The sequence below is a fragment of the Acinetobacter populi genome, from assembly GCF_002174125.1.
Classification (GTDB): domain Bacteria; phylum Pseudomonadota; class Gammaproteobacteria; order Pseudomonadales; family Moraxellaceae; genus Acinetobacter; species Acinetobacter populi.
Genome location: NZ_NEXX01000005.1, coordinates 178,539 through 193,257, shown reverse-complemented (window position 1 = coordinate 193,257; position 14,719 = coordinate 178,539). Strand labels below are relative to the sequence as shown.

Annotated in this window: 15 protein-coding genes and 1 pseudogene; 11 read left to right on the top strand and 5 right to left on the bottom strand. The window is 41.7% G+C overall.

Annotated elements, in window-relative coordinates; all coding sequences use genetic code 11:
* The gene (locus CAP51_RS13675; protein WP_087621408.1) at positions 1–483 is read left to right on the top strand and encodes an FKBP-type peptidyl-prolyl cis-trans isomerase; all 483 of its coding nucleotides are present in this window, start codon (positions 1–3) and stop codon (positions 481–483) included.
* A gap of 63 nt (positions 484–546) precedes the next feature.
* Here the strand turns inward: CAP51_RS13675 and CAP51_RS13670 are convergent, their stop codons facing one another.
* On the bottom strand, positions 547–1,431 hold the full coding sequence (locus CAP51_RS13670; RefSeq protein WP_087621305.1) for a LysR family transcriptional regulator: 885 nt from the start codon (positions 1,429–1,431) through the stop codon (positions 547–549).
* A gap of 138 nt (positions 1,432–1,569) precedes the next feature.
* On the opposite strand from CAP51_RS13670, the gene CAP51_RS13665 reads away from it, so the two are divergent.
* The 4 genes from CAP51_RS13665 to erpA all read left to right on the top strand — a co-directional run bounded on the left by CAP51_RS13665 (position 1,570) and on the right by erpA (position 5,087).
* Positions 1,570–2,754 carry an MFS transporter gene (locus CAP51_RS13665; protein ID WP_087621304.1) on the top strand — a complete coding sequence of 395 codons (1,185 nt, stop codon included), beginning with the start codon at positions 1,570–1,572 and terminating at the stop codon, positions 2,752–2,754.
* A 196-nt stretch (positions 2,755–2,950) separates the two neighbouring features.
* Complete coding sequence (locus CAP51_RS13660; protein ID WP_087621303.1) at positions 2,951–3,496, top strand: NADPH-dependent FMN reductase; 546 nt, start codon at positions 2,951–2,953, stop codon at positions 3,494–3,496.
* A 158-nt stretch (positions 3,497–3,654) separates the two neighbouring features.
* Positions 3,655–4,668: a putative solute-binding protein gene (locus CAP51_RS13655; RefSeq protein WP_087621302.1), complete on the top strand. Its 1,014-nt coding sequence runs from the start codon at positions 3,655–3,657 to the stop codon at positions 4,666–4,668.
* A gap of 83 nt (positions 4,669–4,751) precedes the next feature.
* Positions 4,752–5,087 (top strand): iron-sulfur cluster insertion protein ErpA, encoded by a 336-nt coding sequence (erpA, locus tag CAP51_RS13650; protein ID WP_087621301.1) that lies wholly within the window; start codon positions 4,752–4,754, stop codon positions 5,085–5,087.
* Positions 5,088–5,582: 495 nt separating this feature from the next.
* Here erpA and CAP51_RS13645 read toward each other — a convergent pair whose 3' ends face one another.
* The gene (locus tag CAP51_RS13645; protein WP_087621300.1) at positions 5,583–6,866 is read right to left on the bottom strand and encodes a lytic murein transglycosylase; all 1,284 of its coding nucleotides are present in this window, start codon (positions 6,864–6,866) and stop codon (positions 5,583–5,585) included.
* Positions 6,867–7,033: 167 nt separating this feature from the next.
* Here CAP51_RS13645 and CAP51_RS13640 point away from each other — a divergent pair, with 167 nt between their 5' ends.
* From CAP51_RS13640 to CAP51_RS13615, 6 genes are all read left to right on the top strand, one after another.
* On the top strand, positions 7,034–7,657 hold the full coding sequence (locus CAP51_RS13640; protein WP_087621299.1) for a 2'-5' RNA ligase family protein: 624 nt from the start codon (positions 7,034–7,036) through the stop codon (positions 7,655–7,657).
* 1 nt (position 7,658) lies between these two features.
* The gene (gene cobU / locus CAP51_RS13635; protein ID WP_245809172.1) at positions 7,659–8,171 is read left to right on the top strand and encodes a bifunctional adenosylcobinamide kinase/adenosylcobinamide-phosphate guanylyltransferase; all 513 of its coding nucleotides are present in this window, start codon (positions 7,659–7,661) and stop codon (positions 8,169–8,171) included.
* Between the two features lie 3 nt (positions 8,172–8,174).
* Positions 8,175–9,230, top strand: a complete 1,056-nt coding sequence (cobT, locus tag CAP51_RS13630) for a nicotinate-nucleotide--dimethylbenzimidazole phosphoribosyltransferase (RefSeq protein ID WP_087621298.1) — start codon at positions 8,175–8,177, stop codon at positions 9,228–9,230.
* Positions 9,227–9,835, top strand: coding sequence for a histidine phosphatase family protein (locus CAP51_RS13625; protein ID WP_342744255.1), 609 nt, complete (start codon positions 9,227–9,229; stop codon positions 9,833–9,835). The genes cobT and CAP51_RS13625 overlap by 4 nt, the downstream gene beginning before the upstream one ends.
* 11 nt (positions 9,836–9,846) lie before the next feature.
* A complete protein-coding gene (locus CAP51_RS13620; protein WP_087621405.1) occupies positions 9,847–10,587 on the top strand; it encodes an adenosylcobinamide-GDP ribazoletransferase in 741 nt (246 codons plus the stop codon).
* Positions 10,588–10,783: 196 nt separating this feature from the next.
* Entirely contained in the window at positions 10,784–11,905 is a 1,122-nt protein-coding gene (locus CAP51_RS13615; RefSeq protein WP_087621297.1) for a GGDEF domain-containing protein, read from the top strand.
* A gap of 174 nt (positions 11,906–12,079) precedes the next feature.
* Here CAP51_RS13615 and CAP51_RS13610 read toward each other — a convergent pair.
* The 3 genes and pseudogenes from CAP51_RS13610 to CAP51_RS13600 all read right to left on the bottom strand — a co-directional run.
* Positions 12,080–12,639 (bottom strand): annotated as a pseudogene (locus CAP51_RS13610) (LysE family translocator); the annotation flags it as partial.
* 48 nt (positions 12,640–12,687) lie between these two features.
* Positions 12,688–13,206 carry a DUF1543 domain-containing protein gene (locus tag CAP51_RS13605; protein WP_087621296.1) on the bottom strand — a complete coding sequence of 173 codons (519 nt, stop codon included), beginning with the start codon at positions 13,204–13,206 and terminating at the stop codon, positions 12,688–12,690.
* 99 nt (positions 13,207–13,305) lie between these two features.
* The gene (locus CAP51_RS13600; protein WP_087621295.1) at positions 13,306–14,607 is read right to left on the bottom strand and encodes a solute carrier family 23 protein; all 1,302 of its coding nucleotides are present in this window, start codon (positions 14,605–14,607) and stop codon (positions 13,306–13,308) included.
* Positions 14,608–14,719 lie beyond the last annotated feature (112 nt).

Here is a 14,719-nt window from a genome sequence, read left to right as displayed (position 1 = left end):
ATCTTAGACATCATTAATCCCAATGACGAAACCCGCATTGAAGAAGGCGCAAAAGTTGAGCTGCATTTTTCTGTTGCGATTGAAGATGGCGTCGAAATTGATAATACTCGGAGTCGTGAACAACCTGTAAGTCTGGTGATTGGTGATGGTAATTTGTTGCCAGGGTTTGAAAAAGCTCTGATGGGTTTACGCGCAGGTGACCGTCGTACTGTACATTTGCCACCGGAAGATGCGTTTGGTCCGTGGAATCCGGAAAATGTACAAAAGTTTGATACAGTAAAATTTGAGCAACGTCCCCAGCTTGGGCAGATGATTGAGTTTGAAGACAAGGCCAAATCCAGCTTATTTGGTGTTGTAAAAACTGTGGGTGATGATATTACCGAGATCGATTTTAATCATCCCTTGGCAGGCAAAAATATTACCTTTGCGGTGGAAATCTTTAAGGTAACGCCTAAAGGTCAGCAAGGGATTAAATTGTTATAACCCGTATGTCCCTTATCATGCATAGTGTATTGCTTTGTGGAAAAATGCGGTGGTCGTGATGACTCATGACAATAAGTGCTTACTGACAAAGTCCACAAATATGCGAATTTTTGGTGATAAATGACGACTTGATGGCCAAAGCACATGAAAATCAATACACTGATCGTTGTAGTCATCAAGGATGCTGATAAGCTTAGCTTCTTGTAATTGTCGCTGTACAGCAATTTCTGGTACATAGGCAATACCTAATCCCTGTTCTGCAAAGCAAACTTGAGGGTCTAAGGTATTGGTGACCATGCTTACAGAAAGTTCGAGAGGCGCTGTATCTGGCATATTTAAAAATGACCAAACATCCAATTTGCCGGTACTAGGAAAACGATAGAGTAAACAAGCATGTTGCCTAAGGTCTTGTGGTGTAATGGGCTTGCCTACTCGTTCAAAATACGCAGGAGCGCCGACAAGTAGCTTACGGCAGGATCCAAGATGGCGCATCGTCAATCGTGAATCGTGCGGTTTACCTGTACGAATCACGACATCGAATCCTTCTTCAATGACATCAACTAAGCGATCAGAATAATCAATATCTAATTCAATATCTGGATAACAGCGCTTAAAATTTCCGAGCTTTGGCATAAATAATGTACCGATTGAAGGCAAACTGATGCGTAATTTTCCTTGAGGTAAGCTTTGCATATGTAAAAGCTCTATTTCCGCTGCTTCAATTTCACAAAAAATACGGCGACAACGTGCTAAAAAAATTGAACCTTCAGGCGTTAGATTGATACTGCGAGTAGAACGATGAAAGAGTCGCACTTTTAGTCTGGTTTCCAACCGTACAATGGCCTTACTCACCGCAGATGATGAAATACCAAGTTGCTGTCCTGCTAGAGTAAAACTACGATTTTCTGCTGCACTCACAAATACATGTAAGGCGCCTAAATTATCCATATATTTGCCCTGATTGATGACAAAAAAGTCATGAATGTTAAGAACTATAGCCTATTTTTCAATGATTCTCTATTCATCACACTATAGCGACCCGCTAATTTTGCGACAGTGTTGTATACGATGAGAGGAGAAAAAAATATGGCTGTAACACAGATTTGTCCTGATCAAGCGGCTGAACGGCTGCCAATCGCAGCTTTGCTTGCTTTAGCAATGACAGGGTTTTTGGCATTACTGGTTGAAACTATACCCGCAGGTATGTTGTTACACATCAGTGATGATATGGGCATATCAGAAACTCTGGCTGGACAGTTTGTGACATTGTATGCCATTGGTTCTTTGGTCGCAGCGATTCCATTGACCGCTGCCACACAAGGTTGGAGACGTCGTCCATTGTTAATGACAGCTTTATCTGCGATGCTGGTTTTTAACATGATTACGGCGTTGACCACCAGTTATAGCATCGCCTTGATTACACGTTTTCTCGCAGGAATGGCTGTAGGTCTGATTTGGGGAATGTTGGCCGGTTATGCTAGACGTCTGGTGGTTGATTCACTCAAAGGTCGTGCTCTAGCGATAGCTGGGATAGGAGCCCCCTTGGCATTATCATTAGGCGTCCCATTAGGTACATTATTGAGTGGTGTATTAGGCTGGCGTGTTACCTTTGTCATCATTTCACTGATGGCATTGTTGGTGCTGATCTGGATCTGGATAAAAGTTCCTGATTTTTCCGGACAAAAGATTGAGAATCGTATATCTATACTACGAGTAATGTCTATTCCGGGGATTATGCCAGTCTTGCTGGTGGTTGGATTATGGGTACTTGCACATAATATTTTATATACTTACATCATGCCTTTTTTGGTGCCACTTGGATTGGTGGATCAGGTCGATTTAATTCTCCTGATTTTTGGTGTTGCATCGTTTGCAGGGATATTGATAACGGGAGTATGGATAGATCAAAGACTCCGTCATTTGGTATTGCTGAGTCTGATGGGTTTTGCTTTGGCAGCTGTTATTCTGGGTGTTGCAATGTTGCAACCGATCATTGTATATCTTGCAATCGCAGTGTGGGGCTTAACTTTTGGGGGAGCAGCAACTTTATTACAAACTGCATTGGCGAATGCTGCGGATTCTCATGCCGATATTGCTCAGTCGGTACTGGTGACTGTTTGGAATAGTGCAATTGCAGGTGGTGGTATTATTGGTGGGATATTGTTGCTGACATCAGGCGCCAATATTTTTCCATGGGTAATATTTGGTCTGATTATATTGGCTGGATGTATTACGTTGAGTTCTAATCAATATGGTTTCCCTAGTCGTTAGGGCGATTTTATATCAATGGGACCTTAAAATTTTATCGTGTAGATATTTTAAAGTAATGCACAGTATTCGATGTAATTCTTTGAACAATATTATCAAAGTTAGCGGTAAAAACATATTTGCTACAAAGAAATTGCTTAATAACGCAGTGTAAATCTTTATAGTAAAAGACGGTTAAAATAGTAAATTAGGAACAATGATGAAAATACAAATTATTGTGGGTAGCGTGCGTGAAGGTCGGGTTGCCATTCAGGTGGCAGAATGGATGCAACAGGCTTTGGCTGATTTTAATCAGGCAGAGATAGAACTGGTAGATTTAAAACAATGGAACTTGCCGATCTATACCGGAGCATCGCCATTGGCGTTAAACAGAAATTATTCCGATCCCCTACAGCAAAAATGGTCAGAAAAAATTCTGGAAGCAGATGCCTATATTCTGATTAGTCCGGAATATAATCATGGTTACTCACCTGCCCTTAAAAATGCACTGGATTATCTGGGTACAGAATGGAAAAACAAAGCTGTTGCTTTTGCAAGTTATGGATCGAGCAATGGTGCACGTTCGATTGAGCATTTACGTGCAGTGACGGTGCAATTGGGTTTAATTGACAGCAATCTTAGCCTAGAAATTCGTGATATTTTTGCCCGTACCAAAGCACAAAAATTTGTGGGTAATGAGTTTGAACAAAAACTTTTAGTATCGATTGCTGCACAACTGGTAGAGCTTGCGCAAAAATTAAAATAAATTTTAAAAAATGATGCCATAGATAGATTGGTCATATTTTGATAACACTAGTCATTATGACCAATTTATATTGAGCTCCCTCTTTCTATACTGTCACGATACATGGTGTTTGGGCACAAAGGATAAGTGCCCTTCAATAATCATAATGAGGCAGTACAATGAAAAAAATTAACACGTTAATCAGTACCGTGTTTGCATTAACTGCATTGAGCAGCACAGTACAGGCAAAGCAGACATTTTGTGTATTTGATCTGGTTGGGACGCAGGGTGATGTCTATGCCCTGATGAAAGATTATCAACTTGCCGCCAAACAATGGGGAACAGATCTTGAGCTGAAAGCCTATACCGATGAACGGGTTTTAACAGAAGATTTTAAAGCGGGAAAATGTGAGGGTGCCAGTATCACAGGTATGCGGGGGCGACAATTTAATTCGTTTGTCGGTTCAATTGATGCGATTGGTGCTTTGCCTGATTTAAAGCTGGCTGTGAAAGTGATGCAAACATTGGCAGATCCACGATTTGCGAGCGACATGAAAAATGGCGCTTATGAAATTGTGGGCATTGTTCCAGTTGGTGATGCTTATCTCTTTGTTAACGATCGTAATATTAATACTGTAGCGAAAGCGGCAGGAAAGAAAATTGCCATTTTGGATTATGATACAGCGCAAAAAAAGCTGGTTCAACAGATTGGCGCGCAAGCAGTATCTGCCGATGTGACCAATTTTGGCTCAAAATTTAATAATGGACAGGTCGATATTATTGGTGCGCCTGCTGCGGTATTTCGCCCGCTGGAATTATATAAGGGGCTGGGTAGCAAGGGGGCAATTGTAAATTATCCGATTTTGCAAGTATCTGGTAACTTAATTATTCATAGTGCCAAATTTCCTGCTGGCTTTGGTCAAAAATCCAGAACATGGATTAAGGGACAATTGCCACGTGCCTTTGGGATTTTGGATAAAATGAAGCAGGATATCCCTGCCAAATACTGGATGAACGTACCCGAAGGCGATAAGGTCGGCTATCAAAAAATGATGCGGGAAGCACGCATTTATTTAACCAAAGAAGGTATTTATAATCAAAAAATGATGGAATTATTATGGCGGGCACGCTGTGCAGAAAACCGTCAGAATTTTGAATGTACTTTGCCTGATGAGCAATATTCAAAAAAGTAATTGCCAACTTGTAATTTAGAATATCGACCTCATATGGAGTATGCTACACTTATTCGTCTAATTCTTTACTGGTGGAAATCGTTATGACTGCCCAAGCCTTAAATTTGACCGACAATGCTGCAAAAAAAGTACGTCAGCTCAGAGACAGCGAAGGCAATCCAAATTTAATGTTGCGTGTCTATGTTACTGGCGGCGGTTGTTCGGGATTTTCCTATGGTTTTAACTTTGCCGAAAGTGTCAATGAAGATGATGCTGAATTTGAAAATGGCGATGTTAAAATGGTTGTAGATTCATTAAGTTATCAATATCTAGTGGGTTCAACCGTTGATTATCTCGAAGGACTGGAAGGTTCCCGCTTTGTGGTACAAAATCCAAATGCGACAACAACTTGTGGTTGCGGTTCTTCATTCTCGGTGTAATGTATGCCAGAAAATAAAATGCCCTGAATATTCAGGGCATTGTTGTTCTTATCAGTGGTTATTTTTGGTTTTATTTTTTTAAGCTGTTATAGTCTTTTTCTTTAAAGTGGCGATGTATTGTTCTGGTTATAAGTCATTTTTATATTTAAAAAATATCGTGAATCAGAGAAGATCAAAAACTAATTCACGATAAATATTGCACTACATCGAATTATTATTATATGCGCCGCCAAATGTAGATCTGGTCATACATGCCAGATCACCACGGTTATATCGAATACTTTTGAAGGTCATGTTTATATCTCACCTGTCAATCTCCTGTATTTCTACTATAGTGCTGGATATTGCAGATGGGAAATAAGTAAATTTGTAATACTTATTAAAAAGACCTAGCAGCTTTTCTGCTATGAAATTGCATTTTTGGAAAAACAAAATGTTTTTACTGTGATTACAAAGACTTGCCCAATTGTGAACAAGTCTTTCGTTCAAAAAAGTTTATTTCATCAATTGTTCGGCACGTAATGCCCTGAGAATTTGTTGCCCTGCCCGTCCTGTTTGAGCAAAACCGAGACGTTGCTGTTCAACCCGAATTGCTTCACGGCTTTTATCACCAATTAAACCATCGACATCGCCAATATCATGACCACGTTGCAGTAATAACGTTTGTAATTCACGGCGTTCTGCACGGGACGTTCCGGGATCATCGGTTGGCCAACTGGCAATAATCCCCGGCTTACCTTGTAAACGATCAGACAATAAGGCAATCGCCAAGGCATAGCTTTCGGCAGCGTTGTAGCCATAGATGGCATCAAAGTTTTTAAATACGAGGAATTTTGGTCCATTGGCACCCGCCGGTGCAAGTAATGCAGCCGGTGTGCTGCTGCTTAAATTACCTTGAATCACAGCCGATCCATCCATACGGGTAACGCCACGACTCGCCCATGTCCCCAAAGCAATTTTATTGGTACGACCAGAAGCCATGACATTACTTGGTGCTTGTACCTCAAAGCCCCACGGCATACCGGTTTGCCACCCTCCTCGTTTTAGGAAGTTGGCAGTGGAAGCCAGTGCATCGGATACACTGGACACCAGATCACGACGTCCATCGCCATCAAAATCAACCGCAAGTCGCTCATAGGTTGATGGCATAAACTGGGTATGACCAAAGGCGCCTGCCCATGAACCTTTCAATTGATCTTCTGTGAGGTCGCCGCGCTGCAAGATCCGCATGGTGGCAAAAAATTCACCACGGAAATACGACTGACGACGCCCTTCACAACTTAAAGTGCCCAAAGCCTGTAATAAGGGATATTTACCGGAAATATTACCAAAATTACTTTCTACACCCCATACGGCAACAATGGTTTCTACCGGAACACCATATTGTGCTGATGCTCGGTTCAGCACATCACGATATTGGGTAATTTTTTGTTGTCCTTCCTGAACCCGTTCATCATCGACCAGACCAGATAGATAATCCCATAGATCAGTTTTAAATTCAGGCTGATAGTTCAGTTTCTCGATAACTGAATAATCTGGCGTTAGATTTTGCGTATAACGATCATAGGTGCTGGCGGACACCCCTGCTGCAATCGCATTTGAGCGCAGATTGGCAATACATTGATTAAAATTATTGCTTGGTGAATAGCTGCTAGGATTGCTGGTATTGGAGGTGGTCACAGCAGTACTAGTGCTGGCGGGTTGACCATTAATGACCAATTCCGCATGTGCTTGTGAAATGCAGATGGGTAGTGCGATCAACAATGTAGAATAACGCATAGATTTCCCTAAAGTTTTAAATATCATTTATGATTTACCATAGCATCAATTTCCACGGTTTTCAGAGCCATTTTGGTAAAAAATCGTCTATATGGGTATATCATCATAAATTTTTGCTTGGCATTTTTAGTTAAAACATGATTAGTTAAAACCTTAAGAGTACGCATGTGTTTATTCAGGCAAATCGTCCCGTAGTGGCGCTGGAAAATAGAGATTATCCGGAATGGCATCGGGGACGGCAGTATTTTGCCTTATGGTATATCGAAATTGAAGTACCACAATTAATAGACTATTGTCAGGATATGCGGGCGCAATTGCTGGATTTTGTGTTGCCAGATAGTCAGCGTCAATTTCATATTAGTCTGTTTATCAATGGTTTTTTAACACCTTTCAAACACGATGATGACGATTTTAGCCTGAATCAGATGCTTAGTCAGATTGAACAATTACAACGATTAAATCTACAGCCGTTTGAACTGGACATTGGTGCAATAAACAGTTTTTCCAGTAGTGTGTTTTTAGCGATCGAAGATAAAAATGATAGCCTTACACGGATTAGAAAATTGCTGGCGACCACACAGCAAGAAATTGCGGCACTGGCGTATTGTCCGCATATTACACTGGGATTTTATCGGCAGGCGTTTTCGGGGCAAGCTGTTTTGGCTCGTCTGCAACAATGTGATTGGCAACAGCAGACTGTACGTGTTGAGCAATTGCGCTTTGGTGTTTATGATGCACAGGTATTACAAGGTCGGTTATCCACGCTGTATCAGCTTGATTTGGTGAAATAAGATGGGCATGGAATTGATTTTAGGCGGGGCACGTTCGGGTAAAAGTAAACTTGCCGAGCAGCGTGCCATAGATAGTACATTACCTGTGCTCTATGTTGCAACGGCGCAGGGACTTGATGCTGAAATGCAGTTGCGTATCCGACACCATCAACAGACACGTCCTGCGACATGGCAACTGGTTGAAGAACCGATTGATCTGGCTGATGTTTTGTTACAGCATGATCAGCCGCAAAGGCTGATTTTGGTCGATTGTTTGACGCTATGGTTGAGTAATGTATTGATACAAAATGAGGCATTGTTTCGGCAGCAAATCGATGATTTTTTAAATGTGGTGGCGAAACTTGATGCACAGCTGATTTTGGTGAGTAATGAAACTGGTCTGGGTGTGGTGCCGATGGGTGAACTGAGCCGAAAATTTGTTGATGAATCAGGTCGATTACATCAGAAGCTAGCACAACTGGCAGATCGGGTGACATTTTGTGTGGCAGGTTTGCCCATGACATTAAAAGGATAAACAATGACGTCTGCTTGGTATTTAGACCCTGCACAAACACTTGATCTAACTAGTAAAGATCAGGCACAGCAACGCCAGTTACAGTTAACTAAACCAACCGGAGCTTTAGGCCAACTGGAGCAGGTGGCGATTGATCTGGCTGCGATGCAAGGCAAGGTTTGTCCGCTGATTGATCGGCCATGGATCACAATTTTTGCCGGTGATCATGGCATTATGCAGGAGAGTATTTCTGCCTATCCACAAGTGGTTACACGGCAGATGCTGCATAATTTTGCTACAGGTGGTGCATGTATTAGTGTGATTGCCGGGCAGTATCAGGCACATTTACAGGTGATCGATTGTGGTACTGTGGGTGCAGCCTATCAGGTCAATGGTGTTGAACAGCGTGGTATTGCTCAGGGCACAGCAAACTTTCTCAAACAGCCGGCTATGTCATTAGAACAGTGTCAATTGGCGATGGATTTGGGTAAGGACAGCGTAGAACAAGCACGTGCCCAACAGTCAGATCTTTATATTGCAGGAGAAATGGGGATTGGCAATACCTGTTCTGCCTCAGCACTGGCCTGTTTATTGTTACAGGAAGGTGCAGAAAAATTGACAGGTGTCGGTACAGGCATTGATGATGCGAATTTGCAGCGTAAAAAACAGGTCATTCAAGAGGCCCTAGGCTTATATCAGACACAAGTACAGCATCAACCTGTCCATGCTTTGTGCTGTGTGGGTGGCTTTGAAATTGCAGCGATGGTCGGTGCATATATTCGCTGTGCACAGCTTGGCTTACCCATGCTAATTGATGGTTTTATTTCTTCGGTGGCGGCATTATGTGCTGTGCGGATTTTGCCACAGGCACAGGACTGGATGTTGTTTAGTCATCAGTCAGCCGAATATGGGCATCAACGCATCTTACAGGAATTACAGGCGAAACCTTTGTTACAACTGAATTTACGTTTAGGCGAGGGCAGTGGTGCTGGTGCTGCGATTGGAATTATCCAACTGGCATGTGCATTACATCAAAATATGGCAACGTTTGCTGAAGCTGCGGTTGCCAATAAATCATGATTGAACTGGATTTGCTGCGTCATGGTGAAACTGAGCTCAGCAAAGGGCAGACCTCGATATTACGTGGACAGCTTGATGATGCACTGACTGATGCTGGCTGGCAGCATATGCAGCAGACCTTTTATCAGGCGTTTTTAAACATAGAATGGCAAATTTTGGTTTCATCTCCGTTACAACGCTGCGCCCGATTTGCCGAGGCACAGGCGGAGCAGCATGATTTGCCTGTGTTGCTACTAGATGGTTTAAAAGAGATGAATTTTGGTGATTGGGAAGGGCAATCTACTGCGGATTTATATCAGTATTATCCTGATGATTTAGCCCGATTCTGGCAAACACCGACCCAATTTAGCCCGCCGAATGCAGAAAAAATTCAAGATTTTGCCGTGCGAATACAGATGGCATTACAAGATATTTATCGTCTTGCCCAGCAGGATCATTATAAAAAGGTGTGTGTGATTACCCATGCTGGGGTGATTAAGTTGTGTTATTGCCTTGCACAACAACGCAGTTTAGATGATATTTTAACGCTTCCTGCATCATTAGGTACGTTGCATCATTTTCGGCTAGATTTTCAAGCACAACAGTTCGTTCTGACATGTCATTAAATTCTATGCTCATTATGCCATTTCTAATCGCACTGCAATTTTTAACCACGATTCCAGTGCGATTACCGACTATACCATCGGCACAGCAAAATGCGTGGTCGATATTATTTTATCCTGTGATTGGCACCATGATCGGGGGGATTCTGTATGCGATGGCGTTTTATCTCTCAGATTTGCCTTTGGTATTACTGAGTAGTCTGATACTGGTGGTATGGATCTGGTTAACTGGTGGCTTACATCTTGATGGTCTGGCGGATAGTGCCGATGCCTGGGTAGGTGGCTTTGGTGATCGGGAGCGAACACTGGCGATCATGAAAGACCCTGCTTGTGGTCCAATTGGGGTGATCAGTATTGTTGTGCTCTGTATGCTGAAATGGTCAAGTCTGTATGTACTATTACAACAGCAACAGTATTGGTTCTTGATTTTTGTACCCATGCTAGGGCGATTAAGTCCGCTATTTTTGTTTTTGACCACGCCTTATGTTCGCAATAACGGTCTAGGCACACAGATGATGCAATATTTGCCTAAGAAATTGTGTTTGCTGGTTTTTATTGTTTCCTTACTGTTTTTTATCTGGATTGGACAAACGCTCGCTGGTTTGCTGATCCTGATATTTCTACTGGCCTTATGCTATTTGCGACATAAAATGTGCCAGCGCCTTGGCGGCATGACAGGAGATACCATCGGTGCCAGTGTTGAACTGATCGAAATGCTCATGCTGCTCAATGCTGTGCTTATGTTCTATACCTAGAAAATGACCACTAAAACGATATGAGCTTGTTCAATGCAGCGTTGATTGTGCTGAACATGGTAATAAAAATATAGAGTGGTCCGCTGTTACAATGATGTCAGAAATTATCAACAATTCGGGTTGTAATCCATCGTATGAAGAAATTACAATTTTCAAACTTCTCTCTCCCAATTGAATAGCGACGTTATTAGCCAGCATGAAAATCAATTCTGTGTACAAAACATTAGGTGAGCAATTACATATTAATGATCTGGAAATACGGCAGCGTAAAGCATTGCTGGGTTTTGATGCGGATGATGAAAGCTTATTGGCCAAGTCATTGGCATGGATTGATGAAGATATTGAGACAATTATCGAAAGATTTTATGACAAACAAATAGAAATTGATGAAGTTGCCTTGATTATTGGCGATGCTGATACGCTAGGGCGATTAAAAAATACCATGCAGGGTTATGTACGGGAATTATTTTGTGGTAAATATGAATTTGAATATACCAATAGCCGCTTGCGGATTGGGTTGATTCATAAGCGCATTGGCGTATCACCCAAATATTATCTTTCCGCTTTATTGTCATTAAAACAAAATATTTTTAGTGTGCTGGAACAAAATGTAAAGGACACAATAATATGTGAAAGTATTAAAAAATCTTTAGATAAATTATTAATGCTGGACTCCCAACTGGTGTTTGATGCCTATTTTCGGAGTATGTTGCTGGAAGTTGAAGTTGCTCGGGATCGTGCCGAAAAAAATGAAGCAGAATTGGAAACGATTGTGGCTGATCGTACCCAGAAACTCGAAGAACTGGCACGTAAGGATGCATTGACCGGACTCTGGAATCGTCGGCATTTTATTGAAGAACTGTTTTGTGAAATTGTCCGCTCCAAACGTCAATCTTTACATTTAAGTGTATTATATATTGATCTTGATGGTTTTAAACAACTCAATGATTCACAGGGGCATTTGGCTGGAGACGATGCGCTGTGTAATTTTGGGCAGGAATTGACAGGGTTGTGTCGCAGTTATGATACTGTTGCCCGCATGGGCGGTGATGAGTTTGTGATTCTATTGCCGGGGTTGGATTGTCAGCAGGCAACAGATGTGGCAAAGCGGATTTTGGCATGGGATAAAAAGCAGCATTATGATATTTCCATGAGTATCGGTATCGCCACTACAGGACAGGAATATTGGGTGGAAACACCTGAGGAATTACTGGCCCTTGCCGATACCGCCATGTATCTGGCCAAGCATAATGGTGGTTCACGCTATATTGTCGCCAATACTGTTCAGCCTGAAGTCAACGAAAAAGAGCAAGTTTAGTGCTAGGGTACAAGTCATAAGATTTTGAATGATGATCTAATATCTTTGTTCGATAGAGAATAATAGCTCAAGGATTTTAGTAATTAATTTTTTTAGGGCGAATTATTGTCTTTATATATTGAGAATAATTTTAAGCGCTAATAAGAATAATACTGTTCCCATTAAATATCGTTACATTTTAGAGAAAAATTGATTTTTAGCTAAAAATATAGAAATGGTGCCAGCAAAGAAAACAATAAGCGCATTAATCATTACACTGATCAGAATTTGAAGACTTCCCAACATAATGGATTGATAAAAAATACTGCCTGTTGTATCAATAAATTGCGGCAATAATGATAAGTACATTATGGCTATTTTAGGATTTAATAAATTTGTTAGAAAACCCATACTGAAAAGTTTTAAATTTGAATCATGAGGTAAATTTTTGACTTCAAATGGAGAGTTACCACTAGGTTTCACAGCCCCCCAAGCTAACCAAAGCAAATATATACACCGAGAATTCTAATCAAGTCATAAACATGAGGTGTATTAAATAATATTGCAGTAATACCGAGTGCTGCAAGCAACATATAGAATAAGAACCCAAGCCCAACACCAATTAACGAAATAAAACCGGCTTTTTTACCCTGACATATAGATCTGGAAATTAAATAGATCATATTAGGACTTGGCGTTAAAACCATCATGAGTGCTACAAATGAAAAACCTAGAATATTTTCAAGATTCATTATAATTTGGCACCTATATGTATTAACGATTTAAAATAGCATGTAAGCCCTTTAGGCAATGATGAGATAATCATTTTTAAAGTGATTGGCTGGATAATCTGCCTGTTGCAAATGAATATAGTGCTGATCAATCAGGTGCAGTTCGATGCAATCATCAATATCAACTACAGCATCGGTATGCGGCTTTTGCCAATGTCGGTTGAGTTGTAATTTACCTTGTTGTTTGGCATCAGCGGCATCTTTACCTGCCACAACAAAATAGTCATGGGCTTCACCAAATTGTGTGGCAATGTAGCCACCCAGATTAATCAGATAAAGTTTTAGTGCTGGATGTGTTGGCGGGGTATCCTGAATCACGACCTGATAAGGCAATCCCTGATACATCACACCATGGATCTGCATCCATGCATCAATATGCAGACCTTTTTGTTGTCCAAACCATCTGGATTTGAGCGTTGTATATGCATTGCAGAGTTGGTCGGTAATGACAGGCACAATGTCATGCACTTCGATATTTGCCTGTGGATGCTTTCCACCGAGTAAGACCAGATAAAGCTGTCGTGGAGACATAAGGTTTCCTAAATAAAAAAATCGTCTTGAATCGGGTCAAGGCATTGTTTTGAATGTCACTTTAAACCCAATACAAGACGAAGTTGGTGTAGTGTGAGCTTAGGATTCGCTTGGATCTTTTAGGCTAAACAACCAGTTCAGCAGAATTGCTGCAAAAGTCGCTGTACCGATACCGCCCAGATTAAAACTTCCGATGAGTAATTCGAAATTACCTGCACCAAGAATAATAGTCACTGCCGCAACCACCAGATTTTTATTTTTGGAAAAATCAACCCGATTTTCAATCCAGATTTTCGCACCGGCAATGGTAATTAAACCAAATACAATAATTGAGGCGCCTGTTAAAATGGCACTCGGAATGGTACTGATAATGGCACCGAATTTAGGTGATAAGCCCAGAAAAATAGCAAATACACCAGCGACAATAAAAATAATGGTGGAATAAACACGGGTGATCGCCATCACCCCGATATTTTCACCATACGTCGTCATACCCGGACCACCCACTGCACCTGATAGAGAGGTTGCTACACCATCAGCAAAAAAAGCCTTGCCCATTTGTGGTGTCAGGTTTTCACCAGTCATGGCGCCTACCGCTTTAATATGACCGAGATTTTCCGCCACCAGAATCAATGCCACAGGGGCGATGATTAACATGGCATTATAATCAAATGTTGGCGCATGAAAGGTGGGTAAACCAAACCAACTGGCTTGAGCAATTACGGAAAAATCGATCGGTTTGCCTAAGCCTAGTCCATTGGCAACGATGATGTACAGCACATAGGACAGGATTAACCCGACCAGTAATAACAGGCGTTGTATTAGACCTTTGGTAAAGACGGCAATACTGCCCATACACAACACCGTGAGCAAGGCCATCCACATATCAAACGGATTGCCGGCAACACTTTTTACCGTCACAGGTGCAAGGTTTAAGCCAATGATCATCACCACTGCACCGGTGACCACTGGCGGCATTAATTTCTCGATCCAGCGTGTCCCGACCAGCATCACAATGATGCCAATAATGGCATACAGTACCCCACAGGCGACAATCCCGCCAAGGGCAAGTGATAAATTCGGATTGGCACCTGAACCTGTGACATGACCTGTTGCCGCAGCCACCACACCAATAAAGGCAAAACTTGAACCCAGATAACTGGGCACATGTCCACCCGTCATCAAAAAGAATAAAATGGTACAAATCCCTGAGAGTAAAATCGCCAGATTTGGATCAAATCCCATCAGTAACGGGGCGAGCACAGTGGCACCAAACATGGCAAAAGCATGTTGAATCCCAAGCACAATACTTTGTCCTGCGGGTAAATATTCATTGGTGGCAACGGGGCGTGCGTCGATATTGCCCTGATACGGTCGCCATTTGGGGAACCATGCAGACATAAAATTTTCTCTTTCGGTTGATGGTGGCTATGATAGCGATTGTTGCATCGCAATGGCAGTATTTGTCAGACAACCAAGCAAGAAAAACGCCACTTCATCAAGAAATGGCGTT

Bases quoted from the DNA above. Each gene is read 5' to 3' on its own strand.
- CAP51_RS13670 (WP_087621305.1), bottom strand. From the start codon at position 1,431: ATGGATAATTTAGGCGCCTTACATGTATTTGTGAGTGCAGCAGAAAAT.
- CAP51_RS13665 (WP_087621304.1), top strand. From the start codon at position 1,570: ATGGCTGTAACACAGATTTGTCCTGATCAAGCGGCTGAACGGCTGCCA.
- CAP51_RS13660 (WP_087621303.1), top strand. From the start codon at position 2,951: ATGAAAATACAAATTATTGTGGGTAGCGTGCGTGAAGGTCGGGTTGCC.
- CAP51_RS13655 (WP_087621302.1), top strand. From the start codon at position 3,655: ATGAAAAAAATTAACACGTTAATCAGTACCGTGTTTGCATTAACTGCA.
- erpA (WP_087621301.1), top strand. From the start codon at position 4,752: ATGACTGCCCAAGCCTTAAATTTGACCGACAATGCTGCAAAAAAAGTA.
- CAP51_RS13645 (WP_087621300.1), bottom strand. From the start codon at position 6,866: ATGCGTTATTCTACATTGTTGATCGCACTACCCATCTGCATTTCACAA.
- cobU (WP_245809172.1), top strand. From the start codon at position 7,659: ATGGGCATGGAATTGATTTTAGGCGGGGCACGTTCGGGTAAAAGTAAA.
- cobT (WP_087621298.1), top strand. From the start codon at position 8,175: ATGACGTCTGCTTGGTATTTAGACCCTGCACAAACACTTGATCTAACT.
- CAP51_RS13625 (WP_342744255.1), top strand. From the start codon at position 9,227: ATGATTGAACTGGATTTGCTGCGTCATGGTGAAACTGAGCTCAGCAAA.
- CAP51_RS13615 (WP_087621297.1), top strand. From the start codon at position 10,784: ATGAAAATCAATTCTGTGTACAAAACATTAGGTGAGCAATTACATATT.
- CAP51_RS13605 (WP_087621296.1), bottom strand. From the start codon at position 13,206: ATGTCTCCACGACAGCTTTATCTGGTCTTACTCGGTGGAAAGCATCCA.
- CAP51_RS13600 (WP_087621295.1), bottom strand. From the start codon at position 14,607: ATGTCTGCATGGTTCCCCAAATGGCGACCGTATCAGGGCAATATCGAC.